19 protein-coding genes and 1 other annotated feature are annotated in these 19,867 nt (G+C 38.2%); all 19 genes read right to left on the bottom strand.

The window, feature by feature from the left end:
* Positions 1-104 precede the first annotated feature (104 nt).
* The gene (gene pyrE, locus AC1DKZ_RS01130) at positions 105-737 is read right to left on the bottom strand and encodes an orotate phosphoribosyltransferase (protein ID WP_002142936.1); all 633 of its coding nucleotides are present in this window, start codon (positions 735-737) and stop codon (positions 105-107) included.
* Positions 734-1,450 (bottom strand): orotidine-5'-phosphate decarboxylase, encoded by a 717-nt coding sequence (pyrF, locus tag AC1DKZ_RS01135; RefSeq protein WP_476995554.1) that lies wholly within the window; start codon positions 1,448-1,450, stop codon positions 734-736. Before pyrF ends, pyrE begins: the two co-directional genes overlap by 4 nt.
* Positions 1,435-2,364, bottom strand: a complete 930-nt coding sequence (pyrD, locus tag AC1DKZ_RS01140; RefSeq protein ID WP_002088238.1) for a dihydroorotate oxidase B catalytic subunit — start codon at positions 2,362-2,364, stop codon at positions 1,435-1,437. The genes pyrF and pyrD overlap by 16 nt, the downstream gene beginning before the upstream one ends.
* Positions 2,361-3,140 (bottom strand): dihydroorotate oxidase B electron transfer subunit, encoded by a 780-nt coding sequence (pyrK, locus tag AC1DKZ_RS01145; protein ID WP_002088239.1) that lies wholly within the window; start codon positions 3,138-3,140, stop codon positions 2,361-2,363. Before pyrK ends, pyrD begins: the two co-directional genes overlap by 4 nt.
* Positions 3,137-6,355, bottom strand: coding sequence for a carbamoyl-phosphate synthase large subunit (gene carB, locus AC1DKZ_RS01150; RefSeq protein ID WP_002165154.1), 3,219 nt, complete (start codon positions 6,353-6,355; stop codon positions 3,137-3,139). Before carB ends, pyrK begins: the two co-directional genes overlap by 4 nt.
* Positions 6,340-7,437, bottom strand: a complete 1,098-nt coding sequence (locus tag AC1DKZ_RS01155) for a carbamoyl phosphate synthase small subunit (protein WP_476995555.1) — start codon at positions 7,435-7,437, stop codon at positions 6,340-6,342. The genes carB and AC1DKZ_RS01155 overlap by 16 nt, the downstream gene beginning before the upstream one ends.
* Positions 7,434-8,720, bottom strand: a complete 1,287-nt coding sequence (gene pyrC, locus AC1DKZ_RS01160; RefSeq protein WP_002088243.1) for a dihydroorotase — start codon at positions 8,718-8,720, stop codon at positions 7,434-7,436. Before pyrC ends, AC1DKZ_RS01155 begins: the two co-directional genes overlap by 4 nt.
* The gene (gene pyrB, locus AC1DKZ_RS01165) at positions 8,704-9,618 is read right to left on the bottom strand and encodes an aspartate carbamoyltransferase (RefSeq protein ID WP_002128846.1); all 915 of its coding nucleotides are present in this window, start codon (positions 9,616-9,618) and stop codon (positions 8,704-8,706) included. The genes pyrC and pyrB overlap by 17 nt, the downstream gene beginning before the upstream one ends.
* A gap of 147 nt (positions 9,619-9,765) precedes the next feature.
* Positions 9,766-11,058 (bottom strand): uracil permease, encoded by a 1,293-nt coding sequence (gene uraA / locus AC1DKZ_RS01170; protein WP_476995556.1) that lies wholly within the window; start codon positions 11,056-11,058, stop codon positions 9,766-9,768.
* 146 nt (positions 11,059-11,204) lie between these two features.
* Positions 11,205-11,747, bottom strand: a complete 543-nt coding sequence (gene pyrR / locus AC1DKZ_RS01175) for a bifunctional pyrimidine operon transcriptional regulator/uracil phosphoribosyltransferase (protein ID WP_001156489.1) — start codon at positions 11,745-11,747, stop codon at positions 11,205-11,207.
* A 204-nt stretch (positions 11,748-11,951) separates the two neighbouring features.
* Positions 11,952-12,860, bottom strand: a complete 909-nt coding sequence (locus AC1DKZ_RS01180) for an RluA family pseudouridine synthase (RefSeq protein WP_476995557.1) — start codon at positions 12,858-12,860, stop codon at positions 11,952-11,954.
* A gap of 4 nt (positions 12,861-12,864) precedes the next feature.
* The gene (lspA, locus tag AC1DKZ_RS01185) at positions 12,865-13,323 is read right to left on the bottom strand and encodes a lipoprotein signal peptidase LspA (RefSeq protein WP_002128849.1); all 459 of its coding nucleotides are present in this window, start codon (positions 13,321-13,323) and stop codon (positions 12,865-12,867) included.
* Positions 13,324-13,448: 125 nt separating this feature from the next.
* On the bottom strand, positions 13,449-13,778 hold the full coding sequence (locus tag AC1DKZ_RS01190; protein ID WP_002014715.1) for a TraR/DksA C4-type zinc finger protein: 330 nt from the start codon (positions 13,776-13,778) through the stop codon (positions 13,449-13,451).
* Positions 13,779-13,936: 158 nt separating this feature from the next.
* On the bottom strand, positions 13,937-16,702 hold the full coding sequence (gene ileS2, locus AC1DKZ_RS01195; protein WP_476995558.1) for an isoleucine--tRNA ligase: 2,766 nt from the start codon (positions 16,700-16,702) through the stop codon (positions 13,937-13,939).
* 72 nt (positions 16,703-16,774) lie between these two features.
* Positions 16,775-16,999, bottom strand: a binding site (T-box leader).
* A gap of 51 nt (positions 17,000-17,050) precedes the next feature.
* A complete protein-coding gene (gene divIVA / locus AC1DKZ_RS01200; protein WP_001131609.1) occupies positions 17,051-17,557 on the bottom strand; it encodes a septum site-determining protein DivIVA in 507 nt (168 codons plus the stop codon).
* A gap of 89 nt (positions 17,558-17,646) precedes the next feature.
* Positions 17,647-18,414, bottom strand: coding sequence for a YlmH family RNA-binding protein (locus AC1DKZ_RS01205; protein WP_476995559.1), 768 nt, complete (start codon positions 18,412-18,414; stop codon positions 17,647-17,649).
* A gap of 15 nt (positions 18,415-18,429) precedes the next feature.
* Positions 18,430-18,693 (bottom strand): YggT family protein, encoded by a 264-nt coding sequence (locus AC1DKZ_RS01210; protein ID WP_002014720.1) that lies wholly within the window; start codon positions 18,691-18,693, stop codon positions 18,430-18,432.
* A gap of 6 nt (positions 18,694-18,699) precedes the next feature.
* The gene (locus tag AC1DKZ_RS01215) at positions 18,700-19,170 is read right to left on the bottom strand and encodes a cell division protein SepF (protein ID WP_078175388.1); all 471 of its coding nucleotides are present in this window, start codon (positions 19,168-19,170) and stop codon (positions 18,700-18,702) included.
* 19 nt (positions 19,171-19,189) lie between these two features.
* On the bottom strand, positions 19,190-19,864 hold the full coding sequence (locus tag AC1DKZ_RS01220) for a YggS family pyridoxal phosphate-dependent enzyme (RefSeq protein WP_002033757.1): 675 nt from the start codon (positions 19,862-19,864) through the stop codon (positions 19,190-19,192).
* Positions 19,865-19,867: the final 3 nt, after the last annotated feature.

The following is a 19,867-nucleotide window of genomic DNA, read 5'->3' on the forward strand; positions in this document are numbered from 1 at the left end:
AGATTGTAATATGATTTTCTTTGATATCAATGGAACTTTACATACAATTTTAGCAATGATATAAAAAAGACGACCGCGTTCCCCCGCGGTCGTCTTTTTTCGTGTTACGCTGTGATCCAAGCTTCATTAGCTGGATTTTTACGCCACTCTTGTAATTTTTTCGTTTCAGCTTGTCCGATCATACCTTTTTCTGCTGCAACTTCAGTTAATGCACTGTAATCACTTAAAGAATATGATGCTACGTTTGCTACTTCTAGTTTCTCTTTTCCTGACTCAAGCTCGTATGTGAAGATTGATACGATTCCTAATACTTCACAGCCAGCTTCGCGAAGTGCTTCTACACATGTAATTGCACTACCGCCAGTTGAAATTAAGTCTTCTACTACTACTACTTTTTGACCTTTTTCAGCTTTTCCTTCGATTTGGTTCCCTTTACCGTGACCTTTTGCTTTACTACGCACGTAGCACATTGGTAAATCCATACGATCGCTTACCCATGCAGCGTGCGCAATACCAGCAGTTGCTGTTCCTGCAATAACTTCTACAGTTGGGAAGTGCTCTTTAATTAACTCTTCTAATCCAGCTGCAATCGCTTGGCGTACTTTTGGATAAGATAAAGTTAAACGATTATCACAATAAATTGGTGATTTTATACCAGAAGACCAAGTAAATGGGTCATTCGGTTGTAAAAATACTGCTCCAATTTCTAATAAATGCGATGCGATTTCTTTTTTCATACTGTTACACCTTCCCACTGTTGTTTTACTGTTTTATACGCTTCAAGCGGATTTTCTGCTTTTGTAATACTACGTCCAACTACGATGTAGCTTGAACCAAGTTCCCTCGCACGTTTCGGTGTTGCTACGCGCACTTGGTCATTTACATCATCGCTTGCAAGACGAATCCCCGGTGTTACTGTTACAAATTCATTTCCGCATACTTCACGTAATTTTGGTACTTCAAGTGTTGAACAAACAACTCCATCAAGTCCACTTTCTTTCGTTAATTTTGCATAATGAGCAACCGCTTCTTCTAACGTTTTCTCAATGCCAATCTCTTTTTTCATCATAGCTTCCGAAGTGCTTGTTAATTGTGTAACGGCAATACAAATCGGTCTCTCTTTTCCTTCTTGCTTACCTTCCTCTAATCCCTCAATCGCAGCTTTCATCATACTGCTTCCCCCAGCAGCATGAACATTTACCATATCTACATCTAGACTAGCTAGGCTACGCATAGCGCTTTTTACCGTATTCGGAATATCATGAAGTTTTAAATCTAGGAAGATTTTATGTCCTTTTTCTTTTAAGTACGTAATAATTGCAGGACCTTCTTTGTAAAACAACTCCATACCAACTTTGACAAATAACTCTTCCCCTTCAAAGTGGTGTAAGAATTGTTCTACCTCTTGTTTCCCTGGAAAATCTAGTGCAACGACTAACGACTGTGACATGTTTGCTTCCAGCTCCTTCCTTGACATTCCGAAATATGATCAAATCCTAATTCATCTAGTAATGCTGGTAATTCTTCAATAATTGTCGGACATACGAACGGATCGATAAAGTTCGCCGTTCCAACTGCAACCGCGCTTGCGCCAGCATAGAAGAATTCAATTACATCTTCCGCTGTTTCAATACCACCCATTCCGATGATCGGAATGTTAACAGCTTGACTTACTTCATGTACCATACGAATTGCTACTGGCTTAATCGCAGGCCCTGATAGTCCGCCCGTGCGGTTTGCTAAAATTGGTTTTGCAGTTTTTAAATCTAGACGCATACCAAGCAATGTATTAATCATCGTTAAACCGTCCGCACCCGCATTTTCAATTGCTTTTGCAATTTCCACAATGTTTGCCACGTTCGGTGACAATTTCACATATACCGGTACTTCAGAAACCTCTTTTACTCGCTTCGTTAAATCAGCAGCAATTTCAGGATTTGTACCAAAAGCGATACCACCCGTTTTTACGTTTGGACAAGAAATATTTAATTCTAGCGCATGAACATTAGGTGCCTTTGAAATCGCCTTCGCAACCGCTACGTAATCCTCAGCTTGTGAACCCGCAACGTTTGCAATAATCGGCAGATCAAATTGCTCGAGAAAAGGTAATTCAGAATTCATTACCTTTTCTAATCCAGGATTTTGAAGCCCGATTGCATTTAGCATTCCGCCTGGTGTTTCAGCAACACGAGGCGTTGGGTTTCCATAACGAGGTTGTTCTGTTGTCGCTTTAATCATAATTGATCCAAGTACACTTAAATCATAGAACTGTGCATACTCACGACCAAATCCGAAGCAACCAGATGCTGGGATGATTGGATTTTTTAATGATAACCCTGGTAATTCAACTTGCAATCTGTTCATAGTACAACCTCCCCGATTGGAAATACTGGTCCGTCGCTACACACCTTCTTGTAAGAATGCCCACTCGGATCTGCTTGCAAATGGCATACACATGCGAAACATGCTCCGATACCACAGCCCATACGTTCTTCTAATGAAATGTAGGCTTTTCTCTCCTTATAGCGTCCTTCTAATGCACGAAGCATCGCTAAAGGTCCACATGAGTAGAGAATGTCAAAGTCAATTCCATAGCTATCGATTACATCTGTTACAAACCCTTTTGTACCATGTGTACCATCAACTGTTGCAACATACGTATCACCAAGTTCTGCGAATTTCTCTTCATAGAAGACAACATCTTTCGTTTGGAAACCTAAGATGTGAATAACGCGTACTCCTTTTGCTACAAGACGCTGTGACAATTCATATAGTGGTGGTACACCAATTCCCCCACCAACTAATAGAGCCGTTTGTCCAGATTCCGCTTCTTCTACAGGAAATCCATGACCAAGTGGTCCTAACACATCTACAAGTTCACCTTGTTTTCTTTTCGCTAATGTTTTTGTCCCTTGTCCTTCCGCACGATATAGCATTGTAAATTCGTTCTTGTCTTGATCGACATTACAAATACTAATTGGGCGGCGCAGAAGGGGCGTAATGCCCTCTGCTACCTTAATGTGTACAAACTGCCCTGGATCGTTCATTTGCTGCACTAAATCCCCTTGAAGCACTAATTCGTAAATGTTTTTTGCGATTTCTTTTTGGTTAACGACGATCATATTTTGCTTTTGCATCATGCATGTACCACCTCGTGACGCTTCGTTTGCGTAATTTCTTTCATTGAATGAGCTGAGAATGTCATAGATTCTAATACTCTCAAGATTGCTCTCGTTGTATCAAGTGATGTTAAGCAAGCCACACCATTTTCTACTGATTCACGGCGAATGCGGAAACCATCACGCGCTGGTTGTTTTCCTTTTGTTAATGTATTGATTACAAACTGCGCTTTCCCTTGACGGATAATATCAAGTAAGTTGTAGTCTTCAGAATCAATTTTGTTTACAACTTGCACCGGAATGTTTTGTTCTGTTAGCGATTGTGCTGTTCCTGCTGTTGCTAATAAGTTATAGCCGATTTCATGGAAGCGTTTTGCAATTTCCAGCGCTTCTTCTTTATCTTTATCCGCTACAGTGATGATTACTGATCCGTGCGTTGGAATGTTAATTCCTGAAGCAACAAGTCCTTTATATAATGCTTTTTCAAGCGTTAAATCTTTACCCATTACTTCCCCTGTTGATTTCATTTCAGGCCCTAATGTTGTATCAACTGAGCGTAGTTTCGCAAATGAGAATACCGGTGCTTTTACATACACTTCCTTCTCTTCTGGGTGATAGCCAGTTCCATATCCTTGTTCTACAAGGTTTTGACCTAAAATAACTTTCGTTGCGATATTTGCCATCGGTACACCTGTAATTTTACTTAAGAATGGTACTGTACGGCTCGCACGTGGATTTACTTCAATTACATACACTTCATCTTTGAATACTACAAACTGAATGTTTAGTAATCCAACAATGTTTAAACCTTTTCCAAGCCCAATTGTATGTTCAATAATTTGTTCTTTTAGTTTTTCAGATAAGCTCTGTGGTGGATATACTCCAATTGAATCCCCAGAGTGAACTCCAGCGCGTTCGATATGTTCCATAATACCTGGAATGAATACATTCTCACCGTCTGAAATTGCATCTACTTCAATTTCTTTACCAACCATATAACGGTCGATTAATACTGGGTGATCTGCGTGAACTTTAACCGCATTTTTCATGTAGTGCAGTAATTCTTCTTGACGATATACGATTTCCATCGCACGTCCACCTAGTACGTAAGATGGTCTTACTAATACTGGGTAACCAATTTTGTCAGCGATCGCTACTGCTTGCTCTACAGTCGTTGCTGTTTTACCAACTGGTTGCGGGATACCAAGCTTTGTTAAAGCTGCTTCAAACTTATCACGATCTTCTGCACGGTCTAAATCTTCAAGTGATGTTCCTAAGATTTTCACACCGTGTGCTTCTAATTTAGCCGCTAAGTTAATTGCCGTTTGTCCACCGAATTGGACGATAACACCTTCTGGCTTTTCTAAATCGATAATGTGCATTACATCTTCGATTGTTAATGGTTCAAAGTATAATTTGTCAGAAATACTGAAGTCTGTTGAAACTGTTTCTGGGTTGTTATTAACAATGATTGCCTCATATCCAGCTTCTTTTATTGCCCATACAGAGTGAACTGTTGCATAATCAAACTCAACACCTTGACCAATACGGATTGGACCAGATCCTAGTACAACTACACTCTTACGATCTGTTACAATCGATTCATTCTCGTCACCATATGTGCTGTAGTAGTATGGTGTTGCAGATTCAAACTCTGCCGCACAAGTATCTACCATCTTATAAACAGGAGTCATATTGCTTTCTTTACGCATATCGTAAATTTCACGCTCTGTTTTGTTCCAAGCATTGGCGATGTAATGGTCACTGAAGCCCATTTCTTTAGCAGATTGTAACACTTCCATATTTCCTACATTCGCTTTTACTTCGCGTTCCATGTTTACGATATTTTCAACTTTTTGTAAGAAGAAGAAGTCCATTTCACACCATTCGTTGATTTCTTCTTTCGTTACACCTTGACGGATCGCTTCTGCTACAACGAACAGACGCTCGTCATCAGCTTTTATAATACGCTTTTTCATCGTTTCTTTATCAAGCTCTTTTAAGTGGTCTAACTCTAGGTGATAAACGCCAAGCTCTAAAGAACGAATCGCTTTTAATAATGATTGTTCTAAGTTACGTCCGATTGACATAACTTCACCAGTTGCCTTCATTTGTGTACCAAGTGTTCTGTTTGCTGATTCAAACTTATCAAATGGCCAACGCGGAATTTTTGAAACAACATAGTCTAATGCTGGCTCGAAGCAAGCGTATGTTTTTTGTGTTACTGGGTTTATAATTTCATCTAATGTTAAACCGACTGCAATTTTCGCCGCTAGCTTCGCAATTGGATATCCAGTTGCTTTAGATGCTAGTGCAGACGAACGACTCACGCGCGGGTTTACTTCGATTACATAGTATTGGAAGCTATGTGGATCAAGTGCAAGCTGAACGTTACATCCACCTTCAATTCCTAATGCACGAATAATTCTTAATGAAGTGTTTCGTAACATTTGATACTCACGGTCACTTAATGTTTGGCTCGGTGCTACAACGATAGAATCACCTGTGTGAACCCCAACCGGATCGATATTTTCCATGTTACATACTACAATCGCGTTATCATTCGAATCACGCATTACTTCATATTCAATTTCCTTACAACCGGCAATACTCTTTTCTAATAAACATTGTGTTACGGGACTATGTTTTAATCCACCTGATACGATTTCAATGAGTTCTTCTTCATTATTACAGATTCCGCCACCTGTTCCCCCCATTGTAAATGCTGGGCGAACAATAACTGGATAACCAATTTCTTTTACAAATTCATGTGCTTCTTCCAGCGTATGAATAATCGTGCTAGATGGAATTGGTTCATTTAATTCCTGCATTAATGTACGGAATAAATCACGATCCTCGGCTTGCTCGATTGCTGATAATTTTGTTCCTAAAATTTCAACTCCGCACTCTTCAAGTATGCCTGATTTCGCAAGTTCAACAGCCATGTTTAGGCCTGTTTGACCACCTAATGTTGGTAGGAGTGCATCTGGACGTTCTTTACGAATGATACGGCTTACGAATTCTAATGTTAATGGTTCTATATATACTTTATCTGCTGTTGCAGTATCTGTCATAATTGTTGCTGGGTTAGAGTTAACAAGGATTACTTTGTAACCTTCTTCTCTAAGAGATTGACAAGCTTGTGTACCAGAGTAATCAAACTCTGCTGCTTGCCCAATTACAATTGGTCCTGATCCGATTACTAAAATTGTGTTAATGTCTAGGCGTTTTGGCATAACTCTTCCCCTTCTTTCTTGAAGTTTTCAATCATTGTTAAGAAATCTTCGAATAAATCATTTGCATCTTCTGGTCCTGCAGAAGCTTCTGGATGGTATTGCACTGTAAATGCTGGGAACTTCGTATGACGAAGACCTTCTACTGTTCCATCATTTAAAGCAACATGTGTAATTTCAAGTTCTGTATTTCCAACTGATTCTTCTTCTACTGCGTAACCATGGTTTTGAGAAGTGATTGCTACTTTTCCAGTTGCAAGATTTTTTACTGGATGATTTAAACCACGGTGACCGAATTTTAACTTACTTGTATTTGCACCAGATGCTAGCGCGAACAATTGATGTCCTAGGCAAATCCCGAATAAAGGAACTTTACCAATAATGTCTTTTAACATTTCAATTGCTTCTGGTACATCTTTTGGGTCCCCAGGTCCATTACTTAACATAATTCCATCTGGGCTAAGGCGTAGAATTTCTTCTGCTGTTGTATTGTAAGGTACAACAATCACATCACAATCACGCTTATTTAATTCTCGTAAAATACCATGTTTCATTCCGAAGTCTACAAGTACAACTCGGTGTCCACGGCCTGGACTTGGATATGGATCTTTTGTTGATACGCGTTTCACATGATCTGTAAAGACAGTTGCTTTCAATTGGCTAACGATGTCCTCTACATCCACATCCATATTGCAAAGACGTCCGCGTAAAGTTCCATATTGACGGATCTTTCTTGTTAATTTTCTCGTATCAATTCCTGCTAATCCTGGGATATTTCTTTCTTTCAAGTAATCATTTAGCGAAATTTCATTACGGAAGTTTGATGGGTGATCACAAATTTCGTTTACGATTAAACCATTTACAGATGGGTGAATTGATTCAAAATCATCACGGTTAATGCCGTAGTTTCCGATTAATGGATACGTAAATGTTACGATTTGACCGCAGTATGATGGATCAGATAAAGTTTCTTGATATCCAGTCATCCCAGTTGTAAATACAACCTCACCTGACTTTTCTATTTCTCCTCCGAAACCTTTTCCAATTAATACTGTTCCATCTTCTAAGATAAGTTGTCTTTTCATACTAATGCACTCTCCTTTTGCCATGCGATCTTACCACCAACGATTGTCATAACCGGCCAACCTTGGCATTTCCAACCTGCGAATGGTGTGTTTTTTCCTTTTGATAAGAATGTTGTTGGATCAATTTCTTCTTCTTGTTCTAAATCGATAATTGTAATATCAGCTGTTCTACCTTCTGTTAGGCGCCCTGCTTCTAAACCGAATGTGTCAGCCGGTTTTTCTGTTAAGAATTGAATCAGTTGCTCTAATGTAATGATTCCTTTTTTCACAAGGTTTGTATATAAAAGCGGGAATGCTGTTTCAAAACCAGTAATTCCGAACGGTGCTCTTTCAATCCCTTGCGCTTTCTCTTCTGCAGTATGCGGTGCATGGTCAGTTGCGATCATATCAATTGTTCCATCTAATAGTCCTTCAATTAACGCTGCATGATCTTCTTTTCCTCGAAGCGGTGGATTCATTTTAAAGTTAGGATCAGCCGATGGGATATCATCTTCACATAATACTAAGTGATGCGGTGTTACTTCTGCTGTCACCTTAATTCCAGCACGTTTCGCGTCACGGATTACACGTACAGATCCTTTTGTACTTACGTGACATACGTGGTAGTGACAATTTGCAGCTTCCGCAAGTAAGATGTCCCGGGCAATATGTACGGATTCACATACTGATGGGATACCGTTTAATCCGTGTTTCTCAGAAAACTTCCCTTCATGTACACATCCTTTATTAATAAGTGTGTTCTCTTCACAGTGTGCAACAACTGCCATATTTAATTTCGATGCACGCTTCATTGCAGCTAACATCATGCTTGCATCTTGCACGCCTACGCCATCATCAGTGAAAGCAAACGCTCCAAGTTCTTTTAACGTTTCAAAATCGGTCATTTCAGAACCTGCTTGACGTACTGTAATTGCTCCATATGGTAATACATTTACATGTGCTTTTTCTTTAATACGCTTTTGCAGGTCTTCCATATGTTCTTTACAATCTGGTACTGGGCGTGTGTTTGGCATTGCGCAAATTGTAGTAAATCCACCTTTTGCTGCTGCAAGTGTTCCTGTTTCAATTGTTTCTTTATGTTCACCACCTGGTTCACGAAGATGAACGTGTACATCTACTAATCCAGGTGCAATTAACTTTCCATTTACATCGATTACTTCAGCATTATCTGCCGTAATATTTTCTGCTACCTTCGCAATTTTACCGTCTTGTACGAGAAGATCTGTTGCTACAATTGTTCCTTCTGCATTCATATAACGACCATTTTTAAACAAATAATTCATGTTTCATTCCTCCTAATACATTTGGTAATGCGCGTTTTAGTACAGCCATTCTTACGTAGACCCCGTTTTCCATTTGCTTGAATATGCGTGAGCGTTCACACTCGACAAGTTCACTCGCAATTTCAACATCACGGTTTACAGGGGCTGGATGCATAATAATGCTTCCTTCTTTCATACGTTTTTCTCTTTCAACTGTTAACCCATGTTGCTCGTGATACTCTTTCATAATGTCTGTTTCATAATGGTCATGACGCTCATGTTGTACACGAAGTAACATCATCACATCCACTTCTGGAACAAGTTCATCTAAACTCTTGTACGTTCCAAATGTGTTCTCTTCATCTTTCCACTCTTCTGGGCTTGCAAAGTAAATTGTCGCGCCCAGTTTCGTTAATGCTTCTGCATTAGAACGTGCTACTCGGCTATGACGAACATCCCCAACTATTGCAATCTTCAAACCTTCAAATCTTCCAAACTCTTGTTTAATTGTTAGAAGATCGAGTAGACATTGCGTTGGATGATTTCCACATCCATCTCCAGCGTTCAAGATTGGGATATTCACCTGATCTTTTAATTCATCGAAGTAACGATCTTGCTCATGGCGGATGACTACCGCTTTTGTTCCGATTGATTCTAGTGTTCTTATCGTATCGTATAAAGTTTCTCCTTTTTGTACGCTAGATGCATCTGCGGAAAAGTCTAATACTTCAAGTCCTAATCTCTTCTCAGCAACTTCAAAGCTAAATCTCGTCCTCGTACTATTCTCAAAGAACAAGTTCGCAACAAATGTTTGCTCTGTCGTTTTTCTCTCTTTTCCATTCGCGAAATCTTCTGCGTCTTTTAGGATTTCTGAAATTTCTTGTTCCGATAATTCACTCATCGTTAACAAATGGCTCATCGTCATCCCTCATCTTTCTGTTTTTTATGATAATACCATTGAATTTATATAACAATAACTGTATAAAAATACCCTAGTCTTTGAGACTAAGGTGCGTTAAAGTAGCCACCCTTTTCTATCTCACAGGACTGAATTAAAAGGTTATTTTTATGAAGCAATCTGCTTAGATTGTTTTGTTTTATTTGTTTGTTTTGTCTCTGGTAGTAGTAGATTTAATAGTACACCTACAATTGCTGCTAGCGCCATTCCTTCTACTTGGAACGATTCACCTACGTGCAGTACCGCTCCGCCAATACCGATTACTAGTATAACTGATGCAATCATTAAGTTTCGTTTGTCACCTAAGTCTGTTTTATCGTCTACCATCATACGTAAACCACTTGATGCGATTACTCCGAAGAGTAAGATTGATACACCACCCATAACTGGTGTTGGAATCGAATGAATCAGTGCTGAAATCTTCCCGATAAATCCAAACATGATTGCGAACACTGCTGAACCGATGAATAAGTATACACTGTATGCTCTCGTAATTGCTAGCACACCGATGTTTTCACCGTACGTTGTATTCGGTGGTCCTCCTATTAGTGATGCGATCAATGTTGCTATCCCATCACCGAAGATTGAACGATGTAAACCTGGTTTTTCAATTAAATTTCTTTTAATAACATTTCCAAGTACAATTTGATGTCCGATATGTTCTGAAATTGTTACAAGTGCAACTGGCACCATTAAGAGTACAATTTCCCATGAAAACTCCGGAGTATATGTTACAAACGGTACTGTGAAGTCTGGTATGACAAACCATTTTGCCTCAGCTACTGGCTTTAAATCTACTAGCCCTTGGAAGTAAGCGAATAAATACCCGCCGATGATTCCAAGTAGCACTGGTATGATACTGAAAAATCCTCTCCCGAATATGGAGCAAATGATTGTAATTGCTAATGTTACTAATGCTACTGAAAAGTGTGTAATGCTATACTTACCATCCGCACCGTTCATCGCCATGTTCACTGCTGTATGTGCTAAAGATAAACCGATTACCATTACGACTGGCCCAACTACGATTGGCGGAAGTAATTTCATAATCCATTCTGACCCAGATTTCTTAATTCCGAGTGAGATTAAGATGTAAACAAGTCCCGCAAGCATTCCTCCAAGCATCGCTGCTCCAGGTCCACCTGCTGTTTTCGCTGTAATAATTGGTGCAATAAAGGCGAATGATGATCCTAAATATGCTGGTACTTGACCTTTCGTTATTAGAAGAAACGCTAGCGTTCCTAATCCACTTGATATTAAAGCTACTGATGGATTCAGTCCTGTTAAAAACGGAACAAGCACTGTTGATCCAAACATCGCGAACAAATGTTGTATACTTAATAATAACCATTTTCCCGGTTTCGGTACTTCATGAATGTCTAACACTGGCTTTTGCTCCATTGTTACATCCTCCTTCAGTTTTAATTTTTGCAATAAAAAAACTCTTTGTGCCTGTGCACAAAGAGTCCTACACTTTCGTATGCCAAATTTGACATATGAAAGCCAAGACCCTTTGGCAGCCTCACAGGACTACATTTAAAAGGGCTTTACTTATCGTATATGCTTACTCGATCTTGTTGATCTGTCTCTTGCAAATCAACTTCGATACGCTCTTCACTAGATGTTGGAATGTTCTTTCCTACATAATCAGCGCGAATTGGTAATTCACGATGACCTCTATCAACAAGAACAGCCAATTGGATTTGTGATGGTCTACCTAAATCCATAAGAGCATCCATTGCTGCTCGAACTGTTCTACCTGTATATAACACATCATCCACAAGGATAACTTTTTTCTTCGTAATATCTACAGGAATATCAGAACCTTTTACAAGTGGTTCTTTATGTTTCGATTGTAGTGTTAAATCATCACGATATAACGTAATATCTAACTCTCCTACTTCCATCTCTTTTCCTTCAATTTGACCAATTCGTTCTGCCAAACGTTGTGCAATAAAAATTCCACGTGTTTTTATTCCGACAAGAACACAATTATCGACACCTTTATTTCGTTCCACGATTTCATGACTAATTCGTGTTAAAGCGCGGCGAATCATTTGGTCATCTAAAACGACAGCTTTCTCTTGCATGCTCTACACCTCCAAGCTTTTTTTCTTGCGTGAGAGTAATGGTATAAAAAAAGTCCTCTCAGCGTGTGCGAGAGGACTTTTGAAAAAAGGGTACAACATACCCTAAGTATTTCAAACCGTTACCTTCTCAACCTCACGGGGCTGTGTTAAAGGATCATTATTTAACTGTTGTCAGTATCTCAGTTTTCTTATGATTTGTCAATACTATTTCCGTAAAACATTTAGCACTTCTTCAAACACTTCTGGAATCGGTGCCTCAAACTCAATATATTCACCAGTACGAGGGTGATCGAAACCTAAAATCCCTGCATGAAGTGCTTGTCCATTCATATCTAATGTTTTCTTCGGACCATACTTTGGATCTCCTGCAAGTGGATAACCAATATATTTCATATGAACACGAATTTGGTGTGTACGTCCCGTTTCTAAGCGGCATTCTACAAGGGTGAAATCCTTAAATCGCTCTAACACTTGGAAATGTGTAACTGCATTCTTACCATTTTCATCAACAGTCATACTTTGACGTTCTTTTTTATCACGACCAATTGGAGCGTCAATTATTCCTTTATCATGTGGAATTACACCATGTACAATCGCTTTATAACGTCTTGTTACCGTTTTTGCTACAAGTTGATTTACAAGTGATTCATGCGCCATATCATTTTTAGCAACCATTAATAATCCAGATGTATCCTTATCAATACGGTGTACTATACCAGGACGCATTACACCGTTAATACCTGATAGGTCTGTACAATGATGCATAAGTCCGTTTACAAGCGTACCCTTCGTATGCCCTGGTGCTGGATGTACTACCATGCCACGCGGCTTATTTACAACTAGTACATCGGCATCTTCATAATAAACTTCTAAATTCATATCTTCCGGTTGAATATCTAACTCTTCTGGCTCGGGAATTGTTACTGTAATTTCATCATTTCCTTTTACTTTATAATTCCCTTTAACTGATTTCCCATTTACTGTCACAACAGCATCTTTAATCCATTGCTGCACTTGTGAACGTGACCATTCACTGTTTATTTCTGCAACGAATTTATCAATTCGCTCGCTTTTTTGTTCTTCTGCAACTGTTACTTGTACTACTTCACTCATTCAATTACTCCTTCGCTTTCTTTCCTTCTAATACTGTTTGAATAATAATTAATACAACTCCAATACATAATGCTGAGTCAGCTATATTGAATACCGGATAGTTGTACGAGAAAATATACACGTGAATGAAATCCACTACTTCTTGTCTAAATACACGATCAATAAAATTGCCAATTGCTCCGCCTAAAATTAGACCTAATGAAATACCTAGAAGCTTGTCCGTTTTCGCATATTTTTTCATATAAAATACGATAAATGCTACGAAAATGACTGTAATAATGTAGAAAAACCACATTTTATTTTCTAAAATACCCCAGGCAGCTCCTCTATTTCGATGAGATGTTATGTATAATACATTATCGATAATCGGAATGCTCGTACCCAATTCCATGTTCTTTACAATTAGCCACTTCGATATTTGATCGATGGCAATGACAAATAACGCTATTACATAATATATCATTTTCATTTCCCCCACAAAGACAGTGTACCTCAAAATTTTAGCATAGCTGCTACCTTTTCACAATGAACCTTTGTAGAAGAATAAAATAAATTAAAAAAAGGTAACATAATATCGTTGTGCGTATTTCATACATTTACCTTTTCATAGAAAAATTCATGAATAGTACGAGCAGTCGGCATTGTTTTCATTTGTTTTGTAGAAATCGCTCTTCCAGTTTCTTCACAAATACCGTACATATCTATTTCCATTTTAAACAATGCACGTTCTACATCTTTTAAATCCTCTTTTATATCATGTAATAGCAATTTTTTCTTTGTCTCTTCCTTTATTTCGTATCCAAGTTCTTGCCCAAATTCCATATAGTATGTGTGCATTACTTCTTTCGCCAATCTATCTTGCAACTCTTTTCTCATCAATTGCAATTCTTCTTTTATTTCCATATAAATTTCATTCACGTGTACATTCCTCCCAGCTGCAATGTACAATTAGTGTGTCCGAAATTTCCACGCTTACCTCACACACATTTTTCCTTCATAGGAAAGAGAGTGAAAGTTATTTCGATATATCATCAACAAAAAACTGACTGCTATTATGAGCAGTCAGCTTTTTTTCATTATTTTACATAATTTTCTTTAACAACCGTTGCACAACGCTCACATAATGTTTCATGTTCTGCATCTTTACCAATTGTTTCTGAAACAACCCAACAACGTTCACACGTCTCACCTGTCGCCGGTGCTACAACTACAGCTGTATGCTCATACTTTGGTGCTTCTGTTGGCGCTTCTTCAATTGTACCACCAAGTTTATACTCAGAGACGATGAATAATTGCTTTAAGTCTTCGCTAATAGACTCTAACATAGCCTTCATTTCTGCAGTCGGATATAGCGTAATGCTCGCATTTAATGACTTACCAATTACTTTCTCATTACGAGCTACTTCTAACGCTTTTAAAACGTCATCACGTAATGTCATAAATGCATCCCATTTTGCTCTTAACGCTTCTGAACCCTCTACTTCTGTAGCTTCTGGCATATTAGTTAACTGTACGCTTTCTTCTTCTGCACCAGGAACATATGGCCATACTTCATCAGCTGTATGAGGTAAGATTGGCGTTACAAGTTTCGTTAATGCAACAAGAACATCATATAATACAGTTTGAATTGCACGACGATCCGCGTGATCTGCACCTTCAATGTATAAAATGTCTTTTGCAAAGTCTAAGTAGAATGAACTTAGATCAATTGTACAGAAGTTGTGAATTGCATGATATACAGCAGCAAAGTCATATGTTTCATATGCATCTTTTACTTTTGTAATTAAGTCATTTAACTTCACTAACATGTAACGATCTACTTCACGAAGTTCAGCTACCGCTACTGTATTTTCACTTGGATTAAAATCATCTAAGTTTCCTAATAAGAAACGGAATGTGTTACGGATTTTACGATACACTTCTGCTACTTGTTTTAAAATATCATCTGAAATACGTACATCAGATTGATAGTCAACAGAAGATACCCATAAGCGTAAAATGTCTCCGCCTAATTGATCCATAATTTTCTTCGGTACGACGATGTTTCCAATCGACTTACTCATTTTACGTCCTTCACCATCTAGTACGAAACCATGGCTTAGTACGCCTTTATATGGAGCTTTACTAGTTACAGCAACTGCTGTTGATAATGAAGAGTTAAACCAACCACGATACTGGTCAGATCCTTCTAAATATAAATCAGCTGGACGTTGTAAGTCTTCGCGCTCTTCTAATACCGCTTGGTGAGAAGAACCTGAATCGAACCATACATCCATGATGTCTGTTTCTTTACGGAATTCACCATTTGGGCTACCTGTATGTGTAAATCCTTCTGGTAATAAATCTTTCGCTTCACGCTCGAACCATACGTTAGAACCGTGCTCACGGAATAAATCTGCTACATGATTAATTGTTTCATCTGTAATAATTGGATCACCATTTTCTGCATAGAATACAGGAATTGGCACACCCCATGCACGCTGACGAGAAATACACCAGTCACCACGGTCACGAACCATATTATGAAGACGAGTTTCTCCCCATGCTGGTACCCATTTTGTTTCCGCAACAGCTTCTAATAATTCTTTACGGAACGCTTCAATAGATGCAAACCACTGCGCTGTCGCACGGAAAATAATTGGTTTTTTCGTTCTCCAATCATGTGGGTATGAATGCGTAATGAATGTTAGTTTCAGTAACGCGCCTACTTCTTCTAATTTTTCCGTAATTGGCTTGTTAGCTTTATCATAGAATAAGCCTTCAAATCCAGGTGCTTCATTTGTTAATACACCTTTATCATCAACTGGGCAAAGTACTTCTAAGCCATACTTTTTACCAACAACGAAGTCATCTTCCCCGTGTCCTGGTGCTGTATGAACACAACCTGTACCTGCATCTGTTGTTACGTGCTCTCCTAGCATAACTAATGAGTCACGATCGTAGAATGGATGTTTTGCAACTGTATACTCAAGTTCGCTACCTTTTACTGTTTTCACAACTTCAGCATTTTCCCACTCTAACGTTTTTGCAACTGTCTCAAATAGTTCAGAAGCGATGATATATTTCTCATCATTTACTTTCACAATAGCATATTCAAGTTCTGGGTGAACAGAAATACCTAAGTTTGCAGGTAACGTCCAAGGCGTTGTTGTCCAAATAATGTATTTCTCATCACCTTCTAATACGTTCTTTCCATCTTTTACAGGGAATGCTACGTAAATAGATGCTGATTTTTTATCTTGATATTCAATTTCAGCTTCTGCTAAAGCTGATTCACTTGTTGGAGACCAGTAAACTGGTTTTTGTCCTTTATAGATATAACCTTTTTTCGCCATGTCACCAAACACTTTAATTTGTTGTGCTTCATAAGCTGGCTCTAAAGTAATATATGGATTATCCCAATCTGCACGTACACCTAAACGCTTAAATTGTTCACGTTGACGTTCCACTTGCTCATATGCATACTCTGCACATAACTTACGGAACTCAGCAACTGTCATTTCTTTACGCTTTACACCTTTATTTGTTAAAGCTTGCTCAATTGGTAAACCGTGTGTATCCCAACCTGGTACATATGGTGCACAGTATCCAGTCATTGATTTAAAACGAACAATAAAGTCTTTTAACACTTTATTTAGTGCGTGTCCCATATGGATGTCACCATTTGCATATGGAGGTCCATCATGTAGTACAAATAAAGGACGGCCTTTCGTATGTTCTTGTACCTTTTCATAAATATTCATTTCAGCCCATTTTTCTTGCATTGCAGGCTCACGTTTCGGTAAATTCCCACGCATCGGGAATTCTGTTTTTGGCATTAGTAATGTATTTTTGTACTCCATGCTCAATTCCTCCTTAAATATATAAACGACAGACCTTAAAAAAGGGAATAAAAAAGAGACCTCTCATCCCCAAAAAGGGACGAGAAAGTCTCCCGCGGTACCACCCTAGTAGACCATATACAAATGCATAAGGTCCTCTTTATATTCTTAACGCGAATATACGCCTACGCTTACTAAATTTGTTCAGCGCGGAACTCCAGGGTGATATTCCCATTATCTCCTTATCCTGAGCTTACACCATCCTCAGTTCGCTATATAAGGTATGAAAAAGGTACTTATCCCTATCTTCGTTTTTCTTAATAAATATGCTGTTTAAAATTATATGTAATAATGAGAAAAACGTCAAGCTTACACTGTTTCTTCTTTTTTCAACAGTTCGTCCACTTCGTCTTCTAATTCAATTAGTTTATCCCAATCATCGTTGTTTAACATTTCAAGTTGTGTTTCTAATAACATACGGAAACGAGTTCGGAATACTTTCGCTTGTTTCTTCAACTCTTCAATATCAAAAGCAACTTTTCTTGATTTCACTAACGCTTCATTAATGATACGATCTGCGTTTTTTTCTGCTTCACGTACAATTAATTTTGCTTCTTTTTGTGCATTACGCTTCACTTCTTCAGCAGCTTCTTGTGCGACAATGATAGATTTGTTCAGCGTATCTTCAATATTAGAAAAATGATCTAACTTTCCTTCTAATTGTGCAACCTTTTCTTCTAAAGCTTTTTTCTCACGAATGACTAATTCATAATCTTTGATGATTTGATCAAGAAACTCATTTACTTGATCTTCATCGTAGCCACGAAACCCGCGACCAAATTCTTTGTTATGAATATCTAATGGTGTTAACGGCACAACGCCACCTCCAAGTAGTTATCTAAATTTCCTCTTTCAATTATATCTTTTCTTCGACAAAATAAGAGAATTTCCTTCTAAAAAACCAATCATTTTAGTATACCATACAAAACTCTCCATTTGTCGCGCTTCGTTTTACCTTCTACAGAAAATAATTTACTTCGTCCATGCCCTCTAACCGAGAAAACATCCCCTGGAAAACATTCATACGAAGTTTGCTCTACTGTTTTCCAATTGACTTTTACTAAGCCACCTTTTATAAGAGGCTGTACCTTCTGCCTAGATATATGTAGCATTTCAGCTAATAAAACATCTAGACGAAGTGACGAAACAGTCCCAGATTTTTCTCCCCATTTTTCACCTACACGCAAAATTTTCTCTACTTGTATAGGAGAGAGTGTGACTTTCATTTTCCCTATTGATTGTAAGTTCATTTCAATATACGATACAACTTCTTTGGCAACTGCAATTTGGGCACGGTCTTCTTGAAGCAAAATATCACCACATTTTTCCCTTGTTAAACCAAGCGACATGAATGCACCTAATATTTGCCTATGTTCTAGCGTAAAAAACTTGGAAGGATAGTCAATTTCTAATACTTCTACTTGAAATTCCTCTTCATTTAATTCTAGATAATCTGGATAAATTAGTGCTCTTTTCCGTTCGGCTTCAGGCATCGCACCATCAAACCGTACAGCTACATCTCCTTGCCCTATTACCATAGAAACAATTTGTTGCTGTCTTGGATCAAGAAAATCTGTTAACTTGACTTGATGGTACTCAGCAGCCTGTTTCCACTCTAATACTTTATCCACAAAGACCTCTTCATCAGGTCTAAAATGCTCATAGATGCTCATGTATTTAACCTCACACTATAAAAAATAGTTGAATAAACTCACTAAACCACCTCTAGCAAGTTTCAAGGCAACAATAGCAACAAGTGGAGAAATATCAATCATGCCAAATGGTGGAATAAACCTCCTAAACGGCTCTAAATACGGTTCGCAAATACGCGCAAGAAAATCTCCAAAAGCTGATTCCTTTGCGCCAGGAAACCATGATAGGAGAATGTAAATAATTAGTGCCCACGAGTAAATCTCGATAGCAGTAAGTAACACTGTTAAAACTGTTGTCATGGCGTATTACCACCTCTTTATATTTGTCTCTTCTTCTTCACCGAATAACTCTGAAATCGCACCAACGATATCAACATTTTCAGGTGTACACATAAATGTTTTCGGGCCTATTTTTTGAATATCCCCGTCTATAGCGTATACAGTACCACTTAAAAAGTCAACGATACGTACAGCTTGATCTGTAGACATTCTTTGCAAATTAATTACAACAGCTCGTCTACCTTTTAAGTGATCCGAAATGCCTTGCGCTTCCGAATATGTACGTGGTTCTAGTAAAACAACTTTTGAAGATTGCTTCGCTGTTTCAATACTCACTACATTTTGCTTCGGTTGCACTTTCGCAAACGGAACATCTTGTTGTTCTGGGGGATCTTGTTGCTTTTTCATGTCTGTTTGCTCCTTTTCATAACTATATTGAGCTGCTTCTTTTTCTTCCGGTGTGTCAAAAAAGAAGTATTTTACTTTTGACCAACTCATAATAACTTTCTCCTTCCTCCTACGCTTTTCCTACTAAAACCGTTCCCAAACGAATATATGTAGCGCCTTCCTCAATTGCAATCGTGTAATCATTTGACATTCCCATTGATAATTCTTTACATGGTGCATGTAATAATTCTAGCTCCTGCACCTCTGTTTGTAGCATGCGCAATTCCTTAAAGCAGCGACGAATCTCTTCCTCTTCTCCTGTAAACGGAGCCATTGTCATTAATCCTACCACTTCAATCTTATCCAATTCTTGCAAACTTTGAATAAAAGAAATTGTTTCTTCTATCGCCAATCCTTGCTTTGATTCTTCAGATGATGTTTTCACTTGAATAAAGCATTTAACTTTCTTATCAGCACGTTTTTGAATTTCTTTTGCAAGCGAAAGACGATCTAATGAATGTAAATAATCAATCTCATTAATGATTTCTTTTACTTTTCTCGTTTGCAATGATCCAATAAAATGCCAATTCACTTTTGAACCGAAATGCTCGTATTTTTGTAAGAAACCTTCATTTCTATTTTCACCTAAATCAATAATTCCTGTTTCAATTACTTCGCTTGTTTTTTCAATCCCTACAGTTTTTGTAACTGCAACGAGCTTAATATCTTTCATCGAACGTCCAGCTCGTACACAAGATTCTTTAATTACTTCGTTTACATCTGCTAAATTCCCTTGCACTGTCACTTA

It is taken from the genome of Bacillus sp. 05T21 (assembly GCF_056396785.1).

What these genes read in the sequence shown, in the direction of transcription:
- pyrK (WP_002088239.1), bottom strand. Translation starts at nt 3,140, where the DNA reads ATGATGCAAAAGCAAAATATGATCGTCGTTAACCAAAAAGAAATCGCA.
- pyrD (WP_002088238.1), bottom strand. Translation starts at nt 2,364, where the DNA reads ATGAACAGATTGCAAGTTGAATTACCAGGGTTATCATTAAAAAATCCA.
- pyrB (WP_002128846.1), bottom strand. Translation starts at nt 9,618, where the DNA reads ATGAGCCATTTGTTAACGATGAGTGAATTATCGGAACAAGAAATTTCA.
- pyrR (WP_001156489.1), bottom strand. Translation starts at nt 11,747, where the DNA reads ATGCAAGAGAAAGCTGTCGTTTTAGATGACCAAATGATTCGCCGCGCT.
- pyrC (WP_002088243.1), bottom strand. Translation starts at nt 8,720, where the DNA reads ATGAATTATTTGTTTAAAAATGGTCGTTATATGAATGCAGAAGGAACA.
- pyrE (WP_002142936.1), bottom strand. Translation starts at nt 737, where the DNA reads ATGAAAAAAGAAATCGCATCGCATTTATTAGAAATTGGAGCAGTATTT.
- AC1DKZ_RS01155 (WP_476995555.1), bottom strand. Translation starts at nt 7,437, where the DNA reads ATGAAAAGACAACTTATCTTAGAAGATGGAACAGTATTAATTGGAAAA.
- ileS2 (WP_476995558.1), bottom strand. Translation starts at nt 16,702, where the DNA reads ATGGAGTACAAAAATACATTACTAATGCCAAAAACAGAATTCCCGATG.
- AC1DKZ_RS01205 (WP_476995559.1), bottom strand. Translation starts at nt 18,414, where the DNA reads ATGAGCATCTATGAGCATTTTAGACCTGATGAAGAGGTCTTTGTGGAT.
- uraA (WP_476995556.1), bottom strand. Translation starts at nt 11,058, where the DNA reads ATGGAGCAAAAGCCAGTGTTAGACATTCATGAAGTACCGAAACCGGGA.
- AC1DKZ_RS01210 (WP_002014720.1), bottom strand. Translation starts at nt 18,693, where the DNA reads ATGACAACAGTTTTAACAGTGTTACTTACTGCTATCGAGATTTACTCG.
- pyrF (WP_476995554.1), bottom strand. Translation starts at nt 1,450, where the DNA reads ATGTCACAGTCGTTAGTCGTTGCACTAGATTTTCCAGGGAAACAAGAG.
- AC1DKZ_RS01215 (WP_078175388.1), bottom strand. Translation starts at nt 19,170, where the DNA reads ATGAGTTGGTCAAAAGTAAAATACTTCTTTTTTGACACACCGGAAGAA.
- lspA (WP_002128849.1), bottom strand. Translation starts at nt 13,323, where the DNA reads ATGATATATTATGTAATAGCGTTATTTGTCATTGCCATCGATCAAATA.
- AC1DKZ_RS01180 (WP_476995557.1), bottom strand. Translation starts at nt 12,860, where the DNA reads ATGAGTGAAGTAGTACAAGTAACAGTTGCAGAAGAACAAAAAAGCGAG.
- carB (WP_002165154.1), bottom strand. Translation starts at nt 6,355, where the DNA reads ATGCCAAAACGCCTAGACATTAACACAATTTTAGTAATCGGATCAGGA.